This window comes from Aliidiomarina taiwanensis, from assembly GCF_003987015.1.
GTDB lineage: Bacteria > Pseudomonadota > Gammaproteobacteria > Enterobacterales > Alteromonadaceae > Aliidiomarina > Aliidiomarina taiwanensis.
Window position 1 is genome coordinate 455,976 of record NZ_PIPQ01000002.1, and the last position, 15,846, is coordinate 471,821.

A 15,846-nucleotide genomic window follows, 5' to 3' on the forward strand; every position below is an offset into this window, starting at 1 on the left:
CATGACAGTCAAGGTATTAGTGGTCGACGACTCGAGCTTCTTTCGTCGTCGCGTCACCGAGATTCTAAATGAATCTCCCCATATTGAAGTAATAGGCCAAGCCCGTGACGGCGAAGACGCGATTGCCAAGGCACGCAAGCTCCAGCCTGACGTGATTACCATGGACATTGAAATGCCCGTGCTCGACGGCATTAGCGCCGTACGTCGCATTATGGCTGAACGTCCCATTCCTATTTTAATGTTCAGCTCGCTGACTCACGAAGGGGCCAAAGCCACGTTAGACGCCCTCGACGCGGGTGCTGTGGACTTTCTGCCGAAGAAATTTGAAGACATAGCCCGCAGCCGATCTGACGCAAGTCGGGTGCTTCAGCAGCGGGTGGTGCAAATTGCCCGTAAACCAAGTGCCGTAGCAAGAGCTGCAGCACTCAAACCTATGCCAGCAGCAAAGCCGGCTTCGGCAGCCAGCGACACGGTAAAAGCAGGCAACTATAAATTACTCGCTATTGGCACCTCCACAGGGGGGCCCGTGGCATTGCAAAAAATACTCACCAGCTTACCGAAGCATTTCCCTGTGCCCATTGTACTGGTACAGCACATGCCGGCAGCGTTTACCGGGGCCTTTGCCAATCGCTTGAATGGTCTGTGTGCCATCGACGTCAAAGAAGCGGAAGACGGTGACGTATTGGAGCCAGGCAAGGCGTATTTAGCGCCGGGTGGCAAACAAATGCTGGTGGCGGGTCGGCCAGGCTCGGCCAAGCTGCAAATCCGTGAAGACGACAGCGAAAAGCTCACTTATAAGCCCAGCGTCGACCTCACCTTTGGCTCCGTCGCCCGCATTTATGGCGGTGACGTCCTCGCACTGGTACTCACAGGCATGGGGGCCGACGGCCGCGAAGGCTGCCGTATGTTAAAGGGCCGGGGCGCGACTATTTGGGCACAAGACAAAGACACCTCCGTGGTGTATGGCATGCCACAAGCTGTGGCCAGTGCAGGTTTAGCCGAGCGTGACTTGGCCCTGCCCGACATTTCACGGCATATTCTGCGTGCGTTCGATTGTAAATAGGACAGGCTATGAATATATGGACAGTCGCAAACCAAAAAGGGGGCGTTGGCAAAACCACCAGTACCATCGCTCTGGGTGGTTTGCTGGCTGAGCGTCAACAAAAGGTCTTACTTATCGACCTCGACCCCCATGCCTCTTTAACCTATTACTTCAATATCGACTCGGAAAGCATTCAGCACAGCGCCTACAATGTTTTGCTCGCTGGCGCTGAGCTCAGCAAAAATCTGCTTACCCAAGCGATTCAGCCCACGGCATTCGAGGGCATCCATGTGCTGCCTTCGACCATGGCTCTGGCCACCCTCGACCGCAAGCTAGGCAGCCGCAGCGGTATGGGGCTGGTATTAAAACGCGGTTTGGACATGCTGCAAAAAGAATACGACACAGTGCTTATCGACGTACCTCCCGTATTAGGCGTACTTATGGTGAATGCCTTAGCGGCTTGCCAGCAAGTGGTGGTGCCGGTACAAACGGAAGCCTTGGCGTTAAAAGGGCTCGAACGTATGCTGCAAACCCTGACCTTGGTGCAAAATTCCCTCAAGAAACACCATCAGGTGACCGTGGTGCCCACCATGTACGACAGACGTACCCGGGCGTCCCTTGAAGCATACAAAAGTTTATTAGCCCAGCATGGTTCGAAAGTGTGGACAGGTATGATCCCCATCGACACCAAGTTTCGCGACGCCAGTGCCGCCCATACACCGCCTTCGCTTCACGCGCCCAATGCGCGGGGTGTGGTGGCGTACCAGCAGTTATTACAGCATTTACTCACCCTCAGCCAGCGCGGGGGACATTAACGTATGAGCCAGCATTCAACCAGTGATCGCGCTATGCGCGAATACCTCAGCGCCCTGTTAGAAGAAGAGCAGCCAAGCCAGCTGGACACCCTAACCCGCGCGCCCTTAGAACGCTTACTTGCCACACCACAGGAGGCCCCCGCGGAACCGGCACCTGCCCCTGTGGAACCGGCACCCGATCCCGTAGGTACGGCATTGCCGTACGTTAAAACGGCACTGCCCGACGCCGAAGAACTCAAAACCGACATGGACGAGTTCCAACAAGAACCCTTCCAAGCCTTGTTCTTTCGTGTGGCCGGCTTAAACCTCGCCGTGCCATTAAAAAGCTTGGGCGGCATTCATAATTGGGAAACGCCCAAGCCTTTATTTGGCAGGCCCCCTTGGTATTTAGGCATCATGCCGCATCGGACCGAGCAACTAAACGTCGTTGACTCGGCCCGCTGGGTCATGCCAGAAAAATACACAGACGAATTGGCCGCAAATTTAGACTACCAATACCTTGTCATGTTGGGCGAAAGCCACTGGGGGCTAGCCTGTGAAGAGCTGGTAACCACCACGGCTTTGCACCCAAATGAAGTGCAGTGGCGCACAAGTGCTGGTAAACGCCCGTGGTTAGCAGGTATTGTAAAAGACAAAATGTGTGCTTTATTAAATGTAAACGAACTCATTGCTTTACTCGAGCAAGGGTTAGATAACAGCGTAGGGAGCTAAGAATGACAAAAACAAGCCGTGAACAGGCCAACAACGAAGCCGCCCGCGACGCGGAAGACCCTATTCTACAGTGGGTCACCTTCCAACTGGCTGAAGAAACCTATGGAATTAACGTCATGCAGGTACAAGAAGTGCTGCGGTACAGTGAAATTGCGCCTGTACCCGGTGCCCCTGAATACGTTATCGGTATTATTAACCTGCGTGGTAACGTGGTCACTGTTATCGACACGCGCGCCCGCTTTGGCCTCGAGCCAGCGGCAGTCAGTGACAGCACCCGTATTGTTATTATCGAATCGGACCAACAGGTTATTGGTATTCTGGTGGACAGTGTGGCCGAGGTGGTGTACTTGCGCAGCTCAGACATTGACAGTGCACCGAACGTGGGCACGGAAGAAAGCGCACGCTTTATTCAAGGAGTGAGTAACCGCGACAATGAACTGCTTATCCTGGTGGACTTAAACAAACTTCTAACCGACGATGAATGGGACGAAGTCTCACAAATATAGTAGGCGATAATGAATGAACTCATCCTTTTTTGGCTGCCCTTCAGTTTAAGTTCAGCAGCGTTGGTGGGCGTATTGGTGGTGCTTATTGCCACCTTGCGTAGCCGCGACGATCAAACCAAGCTACTCCAGCTTTTCGAAAAAATACGAGGGGAAGGGGTGTCGGCCAGCCAGCTGCAAGCCCTGGCTGACGAACTCGACCAACTGAAACTGGAACAGGCCCAATTTAACGGGACTCTCGAACAGCAACTGCAACGCCGTGTGGCAGAAGCTCAGACTCAGTTAGAGCAGCAGCAAGCCAATTTTGCTGAGCACGTGAAGCAACAATTAAGCGAACAGCAAAATGCCATTCAAGAAGTGGCAGAACAAGACTTAGAAAGTAAGTTTTATCAGCGTGCCGCACGCTTAGTGCAGCAGGGGGCGACTTTGGAAGAAGTTATGGAAGCCTGTGAGTTGCCGCGCGCCGAAGCTGAACTTTTGTATAACCTGTATAAAAAATAAAAGCCGTTGCCCCTGGTTACGCTTTTAAGTTTAACCAGGTGGCAAACGAAATAAGCTCCGCAATAATCACATAGACTTCGCGGGGTATTTCTTCCCCAACATCCAGCTTGGCTAAAAAGTTGGCCAGCTCTGGGTCTTCATGCACCAGAACACCTGCGTCTTTCGCCGCAGCAATAATTTCCTCCGCCAGCTCTTCAAAGCCACGCGACACCACTTTGGGCGCATCCGTGCCGTCGTATTTTAAGCCAATCGCTTTTTTCATACGCGCACCCGTACCAGCTGGTTTGGCTCAGGTGCCAGAGTAGCGGGAATACGGCCCGTCTGTACCTCTAGGTTATGCACCTGCACTTCATTGGCCACCAACTGTTGTTGCAGCCGCGCGGTTTTGCTGCTTAGCCAACGGCTGGCCGCGTCGTTGTCCGTGTAGAGCATAATGCTGGCTTGCTCTCCGTTCCAGCGCACCCGCGCCAAAATAGGCCCAATCCGGGTCAGCTGCAAGCGCATGGACAGCAGCCAAATATCGCGGGCGTCTTGCTGCTCTTTCGTTTGCTGTTGGCGGCGCTTGAGTAAAAGCTCCAAGGTGCGCTTTTCTTCGCCCACTTGCCAGGGCAGGGTTAAGTAATAATCAGGCTCATTGCGGGCGGAAGAATCCGCATACACCACTTGGCTAAGCCGCACATGCTGCAGAGCACCTTGCAAGTCCCGCAGCATGGGGCTCAAGGCGGCTAAAGTCGTCGCATTCGGCGCTTGCCCAAATAACTGAGTGAACGCCTGGGTTAGTAGGCTGCCTAAACGGCCTTGTCCGGCGTGTGGCCGCAGCATCAGCAGCAATAAGGGCAGGGCTTGCTGTAGCCATAAACCAGCGCCTGGGCTTTGAGTGGTTTGCGCCTGTGGCGCTTGCAATAAAGCCGCGGCCGGATTCAAACGAAACCAAGCACTGACCAAAGCCGGAGTCACCTTTGGCTGCTCTGCGGCTGAGGAAGCTTGCTGCACCAGGGCCTGAATATGCGCGCGCAATTGCGGCGGTAAATCCGTGTTGTCTTTCAATGCCAGTAGGCTGTGCAGCAGGGCCGTAGGTGTTTGTGCCTGAGCCACTATTTGCCGCAAGGCCGGCGGGAGTTGCAAGGACAGGCTCGATGCCAAAGAATGGCCCGCAGCTGCACTTGGGCTATAGCTTCCCGTGGTGGTTGCCGCCGCAGCCCCCGTGGTTAGCAAGCTACTCGGCGGTGCTTGCAATAGCTGCCGCAAAAGGGCCTGCGCTTGTCCGCTTGAAAGTTTGTCCATAACAGCACTATACCCGCATTTTGAACGGTCGCAACAGGTAGGTATTTCGTGTTAATATGCACTTCATCTAAAGTAGTTAACCCAAGAGGCACTCAGCGTGTTGTTAGAGGCGAATGGTGTAGTATCTGTCCGTGGCGAACGAACCCTGTTCAATGGCCTCAACTTAGCTGTTGAGCCGGGCCAGCTATGGCAGGTGCAAGGCCCAAATGGCGCCGGCAAGTCAAGCTTCCTTCGCATTCTCGCTGGGCTATTACCCGCCCAAGCAGGGCAGGTGCATTTTCGCGGCCAGTCTATTGCCGACGTCAGCAGCCAATACCATAGTGAACTGCTGTTTATTGGCCATAAAGCCGGCATTAAACCCGAACTGACGGCTATTGAAAACCTCGAGTTCTATGCGGCCATCCAAGGCCACCCATTAACGGCACCGCCCTATGAATTATTAGAACAGCTGGGCTTAGTCGGCTTAGAAGACATTCCCGCTCAGCGCTTGTCTGCCGGGCAGCAGCGACGTATTGCCTTAGCCCGCCTGTGGTTAAACTCTGCCAGCCTGTGGATTCTCGACGAGCCCTTCACCTCACTGGATGTGTCCGGCATCGACTTATTGCATCAAAGGTTTCAGCAACATTTAGCCAGTGGCGGCGCCGTTATTTTGACCTCGCACCAAGCCTTGAACGACTTACCTGTGCAGGTGCATACTTTGGCGTTGGAGTACCAATTCGAATGACACCGGCAGTTTCTATTCGTACGCACATGAAAGCGCTCATACAGCGCGACCTGCGTGTGGCCATGCGACAGCGCAGCGACTTACTCAACCCCATTATCTTTTTATTGGTGGTGGTGACCTTGTTCCCGCTAGGGGTTGGCCCCGAAATGAATATGCTCGCCCGCATCGCCCCCGGCGTTATTTGGGTGTCGGCGCTGTTGTCCGCCTTACTGGGCTTAGAGCGTTTATTTCGCGACGACTTTCGTGACGGCGCCTTAGAACAAATGCTGCTAATGCCACTGGCAGTGGAATGGGCTGTATTAGCCAAAATAGCCGTGCATTGGTTACTGACCGCCGTGCCTTTACTGGTGCTTGCGCCCTTATTGGCCTTGCTATTAAACTTACCCGGCGAAGCCTGGGGTGCTTTGTGGTTGAGTCTTTTACTGGGTACGCCCGTATTAAGTAGTATTGGCGCTGTGGGCGTGGCCTTAACTGTGAGTTTAAATAAAGGCGGAGCGCTGCTGAGTTTGTTACTATTGCCTTTGTTAATTCCATTACTTATTTTCGCAACGGCCGCTGTTGAAACGGCAGCCAATGGTTTGTCACCGGCTGGGCCGTTAGCACTAATGGGTGCCATCACTGTGTTGGCCGTTGTTTTATCACCTTATGCTGTGCATGCAGCTTTACGAGTGAGTGTAAATTAATATGTGGCGTTGGTTACACCCTTATGCAAAGCCGGAAGCAACCTATCGGCTGAACCAAAAATTACTGCCCTGGTTTGCTGTGCCTGGCATTCTGTTATTAGTTATTGGCATGGTCTGGGCTCTCTTGTTTGCCCCCGCTGACTATCAGCAAGGGGAAAGTTACCGCATTATTTTTGTGCACGTACCAGCTGCATTCTGGTCCATGGGCTTTTATATGGGCATGGCCATCGCCGCCTTAAGCGCTGTGGTGTGGCAAATACGTACGGCGGAATGGGCCATTCTGGCCATTGCACCCATAGGGGCTGTGCTCACCTTTATTTCCTTATTCACCGGCGCTGTCTGGGGCAAGCCCATGTGGGGTACTTGGTGGGAATGGGACGCACGCCTCACCGCTCAGCTTATTTTGTTCTTCTTGTACTTAGGCGTTCTGGCCTTGTACGCCGCCTTTGAAGACGAACGTACCGGCGCGAAAGCAGCCGGCATTCTCACCCTTATTGGGACTGTGAATATCCCTATCATTCACTACTCCGTCTACTGGTGGAACACCCTGCATCAGCAGTCCACCATTAGTAAAGCCATTACCCGCTTGGAAAAGCCCAGCATGGCTCCGGAAATGCTGTGGCCCTTAGTGGTATGTATTTTCGCCTTTATGCTGGTCGCCAGCGCCCTGGTGCTTCTGCGTTTAAACAATGAAATTCTGAAGCGGGAAGTACGCAGGCCCTGGGCACAGGCAGAATTATTAGAGGAGAAGCACTAATGCAGTTCGACAGTTTTAGTAGCTTCATTGCCATGGGCGGCTATGGCATGTACGTTTGGTCTTCCATGTTGGTCACCTTTATTGGCTTAGGTGCGCTGGCGATCGAGGCCAAGTGGGTACGCCGCACTTTAAAACGAGAAGCTCAAGCCCAACAAGCACGAGCACAACGCATTCAGCGCGCTAAACGCGCTTCAACGCAGTAGAACATAACCATGAATCCAAGACGTAAAAAACGACTCACCATTACCTTAAGTATTGTCGGGGCCGTTGCTATCGCCACCGGGTTAATGCTGTACGCCCTGTCGCAAAACATCGACTTGTTTTACACCCCCACGGAAATAGTGGAAGGCAAAGGGGCTGAGAAAACCCTGCCAGAAATTGGCCAACGCTTGCGTGTGGGCGGGCTGGTGGTTCCCGGCTCCGTGGTGCGCAACGACGAAAGCCTGTACGTGGCTTTTCATTTGGTGGGCAGTGGCGAAGCAGAAGTCATTGTGGAATACGAAGGCGTTCTGCCCGACTTATTCCGCGAAGGGCAGGGCATTGTGGCCCAGGGCACGCTGGTCGAGCCCAACCGCATTGTGGCCACAGAAGTCTTGGCCCGCCACGACGAAGAATACATGCCGCCGGGGCTTGCGAAAGAACTTAAAGGCATCGAGCATGTGCCGCCGTCGCAGCAAAAATACAATAACGCCGGCAATGGAGGCGCATTATGATCGCTGAAATCGGTCATTTTTCGCTAGCGCTGGCCTTTGCTTTCTCGTTACTGTTGGCCATTGTTCCTATGGTCGGGGCGTACCGCGGGCACGGCGGTTACATGGCGTTGGCGCGTCCGCTCACCTATGGCATGTTCATTTTTACCGCCATTTCCTACATAGCACTTACCACAGGCTTTCTCACGGGTGACTTTTCCATTGTCTATGTGGCCAATAACTCCAGCACGCTGCTGCCTTGGTACTACCGCATTACCGCCGTGTGGGGCTCCCATGAAGGGTCCTTCTTGTTGTGGATGCTGGTGCAAGCCGGCTGGGCTGCGGCCTTAGCCTTATACTCCACCCGTTTGCCCCTGACCTTTGCTGCCCGCGTGTTGGCTGTTATGGGAATCATCGGTGTGGGCTTCTACCTATTTATGTTGCTTACCTCGAACCCCTTCGATCGCACCTTGCCGCTCATCCCCATTGACGGCCGCGATATGAACCCACTGCTACAAGACCCCGGCATGATCATTCACCCGCCGCTCTTGTACTTTGGCTATGTGGGCTTGTCTGTGGCTTTTTCCTTTGCCATCGCCGCCTTATTAGGTGGTCGGCTCGACTCCGCCTGGGCCCGGTGGTCGCGCCCCTGGACCTTAGCCGCGTGGATTTTCCTGACCTTGGGTATTATGGTGGGCAGTTGGTGGGCTTACTACGAACTCGGTTGGGGCGGCTGGTGGTTCTGGGACCCAGTGGAAAACGCCAGCTTTATGCCGTGGCTCATTGCCACCGCCCTGATTCACTCGCTGGCGGTTACCGAAAAGCGCGGTACCTTTAAGTCGTGGACTGTGCTGCTAGCCATTTCCGGCTTTAGCTTAAGCTTGCTCGGCACCTTCTTGGTGCGCTCCGGCGTGTTGGTGTCGGTGCATTCCTTTGCCGCCGATCCAAAACGCGGACTGTTCTTACTCGGTTTCTTAGCCGTGGTGATTATCGGCTCCTTGGTGTTGTATGCCTTACGGGCTTCGAAAGTAGTCAGTCATACCCGCTATGAGTTGTTTTCACGGGAAGTCATGCTGCTGATTAACAACGTGCTGCTTGTTACCGCCACTGTGGTGGTGTTGGTGGGCACCTTATTACCCCTAGTACACCAGCAGCTTGGTTTAGGCTCCGTGTCCATTGGTGAACCTTTCTTTAACTCGGTGTTTTTCTGGCTCATTATTCCTTTTGTGGTGGTCATTGGTATTGCCCCCATGGTGCGCTGGCGCCGTCAAAAAATGGCCGAATTAGCTAAGCCATTATTCTTGGCTCTGGTACTCGCCGTGGCCATTGGCATAGCCCTGCCAGTTATTTTTGCCGACTACGTGGCAGGCTTAGCCGTTATCGGGTTAATTATGGCCGCGTGGATTGCCATCACCACAGTGCAAGAGCTGCGCTTACGCATTGCCAGCCGCGAACAAAAACTACCGGCACTGGTGAAACTGGGGCGTAGCCACTGGGGCATGGTGTTTGGTCATGTGGGCTTTGCCGTGGTTATTATCGGTATTGCCCTGGTGCAAAACTATGAAGTAGAGCGCACCGTGCGCATGGCCGAAGGCGACACCTTTGTGCAAGCGCCTTACAGCTTTACCTTTAAGCATTTAAACCACCGGGAAGGCTCGAACTGGGTAAGCGACGCCGCCACCTTTGAAATTGCTCGCAACGGCAAGGTCATTGGCAGCGTGGTCAGCGAAAAGCGCATGTACACCATACAGCGCCAAGTGCAAACCCAAACCGGGCTGCAAGTAAACCCACTGCGCGACTTATATATCGCCATGGGGGAACAACTCAGCGACGGTAGTTGGGCCGTGCGCATTCAAGTGAAGCCCTTCGTGCGTTGGATCTGGTTCGGCGGCGTGTTAATGGCCATTGGTGGGCTCTTGTCCATGACCGACAAACGTTACCGCCTGAAACGCAAGCAACAAACATTGCAGGAGGCCAGCCTATGAACAGCAAACTCCGGCTCATGTTATTTTTAAGCCCGCTGCTTCTGTTTGTGGTGCTGGGTGGCTTTTTGGTGGGCGGTTTGTTTTCCGACCCCACCAAACTCGACTCGGCTTTAGTGGGCAAACCTGTGCCCAACTTTGAGCTACCGGACTTATACAACCCCGACCGCAGCCACACCCAAAGCATTGTCGGTGGCAAGCCCATGCTCATTAACGTGTGGGCTACTTGGTGTCCCACCTGTTATCAAGAGCATTCCTTCTTAAACCAACTCCTAGCGGAAGAAGACATTTACATTATTGGGCTCAACTATAAAGACGACAGCCGCGCTGCAGCCGTGAATTGGCTGCAACAGTTGGGCGACCCGTACCAGATTAATTTATTCGACCAAAGTGGCCTGCTTACGTTGGACCTAGGCGTGTATGGTGCTCCGGAAACCTTTGTAGTCGACGCCCAAGGCATTATTCGCTACCGCCATGTGGGCGACCTAAATGAACGGGTCTGGCACGAAACGGTCGGGCCTATCTATTACAGTTTGTTCGAGCAATAAATGGGGGCTGCCATGAAACAGTTTGTAGGAATGCTTAGCTTGGTGCTCACCCTGTGCGTGGCTGCTGTGCTAACGCCAACCACAGCGTACGGGCAAGGCGAATACTACGCTTTTGAAACAGCCCAGCAAGAAGCCTTGTACAACCGGCTCACCAAAGAGTTGCGCTGCCCGAAGTGCCAAAACCAAACCATTGCCGACTCGGACGCGCCCTTAGCCGCAGATATGCGGAAAAAAGTGCATGAAATGGTGCTGGCTGGCGACACCTACGAAGGCGTCATCAGCTTTATGAAAGTGCGCTACGGCGACTTTGTGCACTATAAGCCGCCTGTGAAAGCCAGTACACTTATACTCTGGATAGCACCTGCGGTTGCTGTGGTTCTCGGTGCACTGTTTATTTTGGTGCAAGTACGCACCCAACGCAAAGGCGACGTGGAACTCACCGCCGAAGAAGAAGCGCAGCTTGCCAAGGTATTAGGCGAGCACACGCAAAAAGGACAAAAATAACTTATGTGGTACCTCGCATTAGCTCTGTTAGCGGTTTTCGCCGTAGTCATTTTACTGTTAGCCCGTCGCCAGCAGTTGTCTACCTTGTCCACCTTGCACGCGAACAAGGCCGTGTACGAGTCACGCTTACAAGAGCTAGACGAAGACAAAGCCCAAGGCTTATTAAACGACAAAGACCTCGCCAATGCTCAACGGGAACTGAAAAAAACCTTTGTTACCGACGTACACAACCCTGACGAAGAAGTACGCATGCAGCCCGCCCGCATTACCTGGGTGGCGCTGCTGGCCTTAGTGGCGGCTACGGCTTTGTATGTCTGGGGCGGCTCTTGGCAACAACAGCAACAAGCGGACACCGCCCTTGCCGAGCTCGAGCAGCGAAGTGCGCGCTTACTTAATAATGCCAATGTGCAGCCAGACGCAGAAGAAATGATGCTATTCGCTTTGGGGTTACGTCAGCGGTTAGCCCAAGAGCCCAACGCCAGTGCCTGGAGTTTATACGGCCGAATAATGCTGCAAGTGGGCCAGCTCGACGAAGCCCTCGCGGCCTTTGAGCAGTCCCGCAGCATCACACCCAATAGCGTTTCCAACTTAATGTACTACGCCCAAGCCCTTATTCTATCAGGGAGCGACGCAGACCTAGCCAAAGCAGGCAGTTTTGTCGGCGACATTCTGCGTGAAAATCGCACCAACGTAGAAGCCTTAGGTTTACTCGGGGTCATAGCGTACGAGCGGGGCGACTTTGAACGGGCTGCCCAAGCGTGGGAGATCACAGTCCGCTTGCTCGATGAAAGCGACCCGCGCCGCGCGTCGCTGTTATCTTCAATTGAAGATGCCAAAGCCCGCAGCGACGGCTCCGTGCTTACTTTAACCGTCAACGTAGACATCAGCGAAGCCATGCGCAACGAACTTGTGTATGGCTCCACTTTGTTTGTGTTCGTGCGCGACCCCGACGGTGGCCGTGCGCCCATTGCCGTGGCCCGTCGCACCATTAGCGACTTCCCCATAACAGTGACCCTAACCGACGCCGACGCTGTGATGACAGACACCGGCTTGTCCGACGCCGAAAACTGGCTCATAGGTGCTCGCATTACCCGCAGTGGCACTATTGAAATGCAAAAAGGCGACATGGAAGCCCGGCCTGTGGTCATGGCCGCCGAACCAAACCTGACCGTGCCCTTACGTATTACGGAAATTCGCCAATGATCACGCGAACGGCTCGACTCGGCTTTATGTTGGCGGTCACACTCAGTGTGGCTGCCTGCTCCAGTGCACCGGACAACCCGGAAAAAAACACAGCGCAAACCAACGAGCCTGAGTTCGACTTTCACGACCCACGGGACCCTTTTGAACAGTTTAACCGCGCTTTTTGGGACTTAAACCGCGAAACGCTAGACCCATATATCTTATTACCTCTAGCAAATACTTACGAAAAGGTACCAGGCGTATTTCGGCAAGGGTTTTACAACTTCACTGACAACCTCGACGAGCCGGTGAGTTTTATTAATAACTTGCTGCAGCTGAAAATGCGCGACGCCAGTGTGAACGTAGGCCGCTTCCTCATGAACACTGGCTTTGGCTTTCTTGGCTTTTTCGACGTGGCCAGTAGCATTGGTTTGCACGAGCAAAAAGAAAGCTTCGGTGAAACCCTCGCCACCTATGGGGTGCCCGACGGCCCTTATATTATGCTGCCTGGCGCTGGCCCTACGGTGCTGATTGACCGCGGCGGCGACGTAGCCGACTCAATTCTTTGGCCCAGCCTTATTTATGGTCTGCCCTTCACCGTGGCTAAGTACACTTTGCGCGGGCTACAGCAGCGTATTGAGCTAAAACAGCTTGAACCCATGCTGGAAAACTCCATCGACGAATACTCCTTTGTTCGGGAAACCTATTTTTCCTACTGGAAAGACAAAGTATTTGACGGCAAAGCCCCGCAGCAAGACCTATGGGACGACGAATGGAACGACCCGTGGGCCAACGAGTGGGATCAGGCTTGGGAAGAAGAATTGCCAAAAGAACAGCCACCTGCCAAGCCTCGGGTTGACGAATAGGGTTCTCTGGTCAATGCTTTCAAAGAAGGTTAAGCATCGGAGACACCCATGTTCGCCAATAAAGTGTTAGTCATTGAAGACGACGCCGTATTTAGTACCGTTATTGATAAATTTTTGTCGGCGCGGGGCTACCAAACCCTGTTTGCCACCAACGGCGAAACCGGGCTGGCCCTGTACCATCAAGAGCAGCCCGACGTGGTCTTGTGCGACCTAGAGCTTCCGCAGGTTTCCGGGCTGCAAGTGTTGCAAGAATTGGTGCAGGCGGCAGCCACCACGCCGGTCATTGTCATCTCAGGCTCTGAACGCCTTGCGGACGTACGCGAAGCCTTGCAACTTGGGGCCAGCGACTACCTAGTCAAACCCATCCAGCAACTGCACGTACTCGACACGGCCATCCGAAACTGTTTAACCCGCAACAACTACGAATTTGCTTGGGAGCAAGAGCAATGGGAGTTGAACGACCATATCGACGTGTTGTTTGGTAACGAAAGTATGCGCGATCACTTGGTGGAAGAATTTGCCCCACAAGAAAACTTACGTTTGCCCGTGTGTGAAGTAAGCCACCAGATCGAGCCAGGTATGGAGTCGCAGGTGCTGCTGGTGCAGCAGCGTTTTCCCAATAACCAAGGTTTTTTATTTGTGGCCAAGTCCCAAGCATTAAAAGAACAAGACATTATTGCGTTGCTGGTGCTCAGAAGCTTATTGAACCCTTTTTTGCGCCAAGGCTACAGCTCCCATGCTGCGGTCCTGCGTACCCCCGCACAGCTGTTGCAACTGCTCAATCAAGAGCTGTGCAATTCGCGAATTCGTTCGGCCTTCGATGTGGCCGCCCTCTGGGTAAACGGCAATACAGGCGAGGTGTGCTGGGCATTAAGTGGCGAACATATTCGGTTTAATGTGCAAACGCGGCCAGGGCTGGCCATCGGTATTTGGGCACAAGCCCAGTATCACGAGCAACAGGGGCAGTTAGGCAAAGCCCCCATCACTCTGAACGGAGCAGGCGTGTCTATTGCTTTGACTCCGCTGCTTGCCGACGAGCAATCTCCTCGGCCAAATAAGGCAGCGCCAGGTTCAACGTAACCGGCATCAGCAACAGGGGGTACAGTAGCCCCGCCGCCAATAAACTCACCACCTTCCAGGCAACCCCAGGTACATACAACAGCGACCAAAACAGCGCTATCAAAATCAGCAGCTTCAAAGCGCCCGCCACAGCACGGCGGGCAAAGGGCATATTCTTTGCCGCGTCTTGCACAATAGCAACCCGCTCCGAAGGTGAGTAGGGCGCAAGCACCTGAATATTTTTAGATGAAAAATACATGGTCAACTCCTCAAAAACAATGCGGGCTATCTTACACTAAATTACTGTCCCCTAAATATTTATTCATATCTTTGCTAAGATACTCTTAACAATAAAAGTAAGGGACGAACCATGAGCAAAAAAGATCGTGAGAACGACTCTATTAAACCCGAAGGTGACGTAACACTCATTGACACAGACTACCAAATAGGACAAGACAACCTCGACTATCAAATAGGCCCCTTCAGTTTTGACATACACAACCGTGTATTCCTCATTTCTGCTATTGCAGTGGTTTTATTTGTCGCTATTACCCTCCTGTTTAAATCCCAAGCCGAGCCTGTATTTACCAGCACCCGTAACTGGCTTACCTCGAACCTCGACTGGTTCTTTATGTTGGCCACCAATATTTTCGTTATTCTTGCCTTGGTGCTTATTATTTCACCCCTCGGGCGGGTGCGTATAGGCGGCACGGAAGCCAACCCCGACTTTTCCTATATTAGTTGGTTTGCCATGCTGTTTGCCGCCGGTATGGGTATCGGGCTTATGTTCTACGGCGTGTCCGAGCCATTAACCCACTTTACTGAGTCTTTTAATGGTACAGCCGCTGCGCCCCTTGGTGGAGCCGAAGGCGACGCTGCAGGCGCACGCCGTTTAGGTATGGCCGCCACCATTTACCACTGGGGCTTACACCCGTGGGCTACCTACGCTATTTTAGCCTTGGGTCTGGCCATTTTTTCCTTTAACAAGGGCTTACCCCTTACGGTGCGCTCTATTTTTTATCCAATCCTGGGCGAGCGCGTGTGGGGTTGGCCTGGGCATATCATCGACATCTTAGCCGTGTTAGCAACCTTGTTTGGTCTTGCTACCTCACTAGGCTTTGGAGCATCGCAAGCATCCGCGGGTATGAACTACTTATTCAACACGCCCGACGGTGTGGGCATGCAGGTGTTCTTGGTCATAGGCATTACCATCATTGCCTTGGTGTCTGTTATGGCGGGCCTCGACGCTGGCGTCAAACGCTTATCCGAAGTTAACCTGGCCCTAGCGGCCCTGCTCATGTTGTTTGTTATAATCGTGGGGCCTACGTTGGCTATTTTTACCGGCTTTTTCGATAATATAATCTCCTACATCAAGGCGTTGCCCGCTTTATCTAACCCCGTAGGGCGCACAGACACCAGCTACATGCACGGCTGGACAACTTTCTACTGGGCTTGGTGGATCTCCTGGTCACCGTTTGTGGGCATGTTTATTGCGCGGGTTTCTCGCGGCCGTACCGTACGGGAATTTTTAATCGCTGTCCTCTTGGTGCCCACCCTCGCTTGTATTTTATGGATGACCGTCTTCGGTGGCACAGGTATTACCCAGTACCTAGGTGGCTTTACAGATGCCGCAACCGCTGCCTTACCTGTGCAGTTATTTGAAATGTTAAGCGAACTGCCCATCGCTCAAATCACCTCTTTGATTGGTATTATTTTGGTGGTGGTGTTCTTCGTCACCTCGTCCGACTCAGGCTCACTGGTTATCGACACCATAGCCGCAGGCGGCAAAGTAAACGCACCCACGCCACAGCGTGTGTTCTGGTGTACTTTTGAAGGGCTGGTGGCCATCGTGCTCATGTTGGGTGGCGGCTTAGTGGGCTTACAGGCCATGGCCGTGTCTACCGGGTTCCCGTTCGCTATTGTTATGTTATTAAGCTGTATCGCCTTGGTAAAAGGCTTACTGGAAGAGCCACGGAAGAAAAAAGGAGCATAAACC

General features: G+C 53.3%; 20 protein-coding genes. 17 read left to right on the top strand and 3 right to left on the bottom strand.

Annotated features, from left to right (window positions below; all coding sequences use genetic code 11):
• Position 1 precedes the first annotated feature (1 nt).
• Genes CWE15_RS06500 through CWE15_RS06520 form a run of 5 tightly spaced genes read left to right on the top strand, consistent with a single transcriptional unit; the run spans position 2 to position 3,572 of the window.
• Entirely contained in the window at positions 2 to 1,063 is a 1,062-nt protein-coding gene (locus CWE15_RS06500) for a protein-glutamate methylesterase/protein-glutamine glutaminase (RefSeq protein WP_126757265.1), read from the top strand.
• A gap of 8 nt (positions 1,064 to 1,071) precedes the next feature.
• The gene (locus CWE15_RS06505; protein ID WP_126757266.1) at positions 1,072 to 1,857 is read left to right on the top strand and encodes a ParA family protein; all 786 of its coding nucleotides are present in this window, start codon (positions 1,072 to 1,074) and stop codon (positions 1,855 to 1,857) included.
• A 3-nt stretch (positions 1,858 to 1,860) separates the two neighbouring features.
• Entirely contained in the window at positions 1,861 to 2,568 is a 708-nt protein-coding gene (locus tag CWE15_RS06510) for a chemotaxis protein CheW (RefSeq protein WP_126757267.1), read from the top strand.
• A 2-nt stretch (positions 2,569 to 2,570) separates the two neighbouring features.
• Positions 2,571 to 3,074 (top strand): chemotaxis protein CheW, encoded by a 504-nt coding sequence (locus tag CWE15_RS06515; protein ID WP_126757268.1) that lies wholly within the window; start codon positions 2,571 to 2,573, stop codon positions 3,072 to 3,074.
• A gap of 9 nt (positions 3,075 to 3,083) precedes the next feature.
• Positions 3,084 to 3,572, top strand: a complete 489-nt coding sequence (locus CWE15_RS06520; RefSeq protein WP_126757269.1) for a DUF2802 domain-containing protein — start codon at positions 3,084 to 3,086, stop codon at positions 3,570 to 3,572.
• A 16-nt stretch (positions 3,573 to 3,588) separates the two neighbouring features.
• Here the strand turns inward: CWE15_RS06520 and CWE15_RS06525 are convergent, their stop codons facing one another.
• Both CWE15_RS06525 and fliK read right to left on the bottom strand, forming a co-directional pair.
• On the bottom strand, positions 3,589 to 3,834 hold the full coding sequence (locus tag CWE15_RS06525; protein WP_126757270.1) for an EscU/YscU/HrcU family type III secretion system export apparatus switch protein: 246 nt from the start codon (positions 3,832 to 3,834) through the stop codon (positions 3,589 to 3,591).
• Positions 3,831 to 4,856 (bottom strand): flagellar hook-length control protein FliK, encoded by a 1,026-nt coding sequence (gene fliK / locus CWE15_RS06530; protein WP_126757271.1) that lies wholly within the window; start codon positions 4,854 to 4,856, stop codon positions 3,831 to 3,833. The genes CWE15_RS06525 and fliK overlap by 4 nt, the downstream gene beginning before the upstream one ends.
• 100 nt (positions 4,857 to 4,956) lie before the next feature.
• Here fliK and ccmA point away from each other — a divergent pair, with 100 nt between their 5' ends.
• From ccmA to CWE15_RS06585, 11 genes are read left to right on the top strand one after another with little or no spacing between them, the layout of a single operon-like run.
• Positions 4,957 to 5,580 carry a cytochrome c biogenesis heme-transporting ATPase CcmA gene (gene ccmA / locus CWE15_RS06535; protein ID WP_126757313.1) on the top strand — a complete coding sequence of 208 codons (624 nt, stop codon included), beginning with the start codon at positions 4,957 to 4,959 and terminating at the stop codon, positions 5,578 to 5,580.
• Positions 5,577 to 6,263: a heme exporter protein CcmB gene (gene ccmB, locus CWE15_RS06540; RefSeq protein ID WP_198674982.1), complete on the top strand. Its 687-nt coding sequence runs from the start codon at positions 5,577 to 5,579 to the stop codon at positions 6,261 to 6,263. The genes ccmA and ccmB overlap by 4 nt, the downstream gene beginning before the upstream one ends.
• Before the next feature lies 1 nt (position 6,264).
• The gene (locus CWE15_RS06545; RefSeq protein ID WP_126757272.1) at positions 6,265 to 7,020 is read left to right on the top strand and encodes a heme ABC transporter permease; all 756 of its coding nucleotides are present in this window, start codon (positions 6,265 to 6,267) and stop codon (positions 7,018 to 7,020) included.
• On the top strand, positions 7,020 to 7,223 hold the full coding sequence (gene ccmD / locus CWE15_RS06550; protein ID WP_126757273.1) for a heme exporter protein CcmD: 204 nt from the start codon (positions 7,020 to 7,022) through the stop codon (positions 7,221 to 7,223). Before CWE15_RS06545 ends, ccmD begins: the two co-directional genes overlap by 1 nt.
• 9 nt (positions 7,224 to 7,232) lie before the next feature.
• On the top strand, positions 7,233 to 7,733 hold the full coding sequence (gene ccmE / locus CWE15_RS06555) for a cytochrome c maturation protein CcmE (protein ID WP_126757274.1): 501 nt from the start codon (positions 7,233 to 7,235) through the stop codon (positions 7,731 to 7,733).
• Positions 7,730 to 9,694, top strand: a complete 1,965-nt coding sequence (locus CWE15_RS06560) for a heme lyase CcmF/NrfE family subunit (RefSeq protein ID WP_126757275.1) — start codon at positions 7,730 to 7,732, stop codon at positions 9,692 to 9,694. The genes ccmE and CWE15_RS06560 overlap by 4 nt, the downstream gene beginning before the upstream one ends.
• Positions 9,691 to 10,239, top strand: coding sequence for a DsbE family thiol:disulfide interchange protein (locus CWE15_RS06565; protein ID WP_126757276.1), 549 nt, complete (start codon positions 9,691 to 9,693; stop codon positions 10,237 to 10,239). Before CWE15_RS06560 ends, CWE15_RS06565 begins: the two co-directional genes overlap by 4 nt.
• A gap of 12 nt (positions 10,240 to 10,251) precedes the next feature.
• Entirely contained in the window at positions 10,252 to 10,743 is a 492-nt protein-coding gene (locus tag CWE15_RS06570; RefSeq protein ID WP_241971858.1) for a cytochrome c-type biogenesis protein, read from the top strand.
• A gap of 3 nt (positions 10,744 to 10,746) precedes the next feature.
• Positions 10,747 to 11,946, top strand: coding sequence for a c-type cytochrome biogenesis protein CcmI (gene ccmI / locus CWE15_RS06575; protein WP_126757277.1), 1,200 nt, complete (start codon positions 10,747 to 10,749; stop codon positions 11,944 to 11,946).
• Entirely contained in the window at positions 11,943 to 12,791 is an 849-nt protein-coding gene (locus tag CWE15_RS06580; RefSeq protein WP_241971859.1) for an MlaA family lipoprotein, read from the top strand. The genes ccmI and CWE15_RS06580 overlap by 4 nt, the downstream gene beginning before the upstream one ends.
• 48 nt (positions 12,792 to 12,839) lie before the next feature.
• On the top strand, positions 12,840 to 13,871 hold the full coding sequence (locus tag CWE15_RS06585; RefSeq protein WP_126757278.1) for a response regulator: 1,032 nt from the start codon (positions 12,840 to 12,842) through the stop codon (positions 13,869 to 13,871).
• Here the strand turns inward: CWE15_RS06585 and CWE15_RS06590 are convergent.
• A complete protein-coding gene (locus CWE15_RS06590) occupies positions 13,798 to 14,109 on the bottom strand; it encodes a DUF6170 family protein (RefSeq protein WP_126757279.1) in 312 nt (103 codons plus the stop codon). The genes CWE15_RS06585 and CWE15_RS06590 overlap by 74 nt on opposite strands.
• Positions 14,110 to 14,220: 111 nt before the next feature.
• Between CWE15_RS06590 and CWE15_RS06595 the strand changes: the two genes are divergently transcribed.
• Positions 14,221 to 15,843, top strand: a complete 1,623-nt coding sequence (locus CWE15_RS06595) for a BCCT family transporter (protein WP_126757280.1) — start codon at positions 14,221 to 14,223, stop codon at positions 15,841 to 15,843.
• Positions 15,844 to 15,846: the final 3 nt, after the last annotated feature.

Coding starts and splice junctions, on each gene's coding strand:
- CWE15_RS06500 (WP_126757265.1), top strand. CDS start 2: ATGACAGTCAAGGTATTAGTGGTCGACGACTCGAGCTTCTTTCGTCGT.
- CWE15_RS06505 (WP_126757266.1), top strand. CDS start 1,072: ATGAATATATGGACAGTCGCAAACCAAAAAGGGGGCGTTGGCAAAACC.
- CWE15_RS06510 (WP_126757267.1), top strand. CDS start 1,861: ATGAGCCAGCATTCAACCAGTGATCGCGCTATGCGCGAATACCTCAGC.
- CWE15_RS06515 (WP_126757268.1), top strand. CDS start 2,571: ATGACAAAAACAAGCCGTGAACAGGCCAACAACGAAGCCGCCCGCGAC.
- CWE15_RS06520 (WP_126757269.1), top strand. CDS start 3,084: ATGAATGAACTCATCCTTTTTTGGCTGCCCTTCAGTTTAAGTTCAGCA.
- CWE15_RS06525 (WP_126757270.1), bottom strand. CDS start 3,834: ATGAAAAAAGCGATTGGCTTAAAATACGACGGCACGGATGCGCCCAAA.
- fliK (WP_126757271.1), bottom strand. CDS start 4,856: ATGGACAAACTTTCAAGCGGACAAGCGCAGGCCCTTTTGCGGCAGCTA.
- ccmB (WP_198674982.1), top strand. CDS start 5,577: ATGACACCGGCAGTTTCTATTCGTACGCACATGAAAGCGCTCATACAG.
- CWE15_RS06545 (WP_126757272.1), top strand. CDS start 6,265: ATGTGGCGTTGGTTACACCCTTATGCAAAGCCGGAAGCAACCTATCGG.
- ccmD (WP_126757273.1), top strand. CDS start 7,020: ATGCAGTTCGACAGTTTTAGTAGCTTCATTGCCATGGGCGGCTATGGC.
- ccmE (WP_126757274.1), top strand. CDS start 7,233: ATGAATCCAAGACGTAAAAAACGACTCACCATTACCTTAAGTATTGTC.
- CWE15_RS06560 (WP_126757275.1), top strand. CDS start 7,730: ATGATCGCTGAAATCGGTCATTTTTCGCTAGCGCTGGCCTTTGCTTTC.
- CWE15_RS06565 (WP_126757276.1), top strand. CDS start 9,691: ATGAACAGCAAACTCCGGCTCATGTTATTTTTAAGCCCGCTGCTTCTG.
- CWE15_RS06570 (WP_241971858.1), top strand. CDS start 10,252: ATGAAACAGTTTGTAGGAATGCTTAGCTTGGTGCTCACCCTGTGCGTG.
- ccmI (WP_126757277.1), top strand. CDS start 10,747: ATGTGGTACCTCGCATTAGCTCTGTTAGCGGTTTTCGCCGTAGTCATT.
- CWE15_RS06580 (WP_241971859.1), top strand. CDS start 11,943: ATGATCACGCGAACGGCTCGACTCGGCTTTATGTTGGCGGTCACACTC.
- CWE15_RS06585 (WP_126757278.1), top strand. CDS start 12,840: ATGTTCGCCAATAAAGTGTTAGTCATTGAAGACGACGCCGTATTTAGT.
- CWE15_RS06590 (WP_126757279.1), bottom strand. CDS start 14,109: ATGTATTTTTCATCTAAAAATATTCAGGTGCTTGCGCCCTACTCACCT.
- CWE15_RS06595 (WP_126757280.1), top strand. CDS start 14,221: ATGAGCAAAAAAGATCGTGAGAACGACTCTATTAAACCCGAAGGTGAC.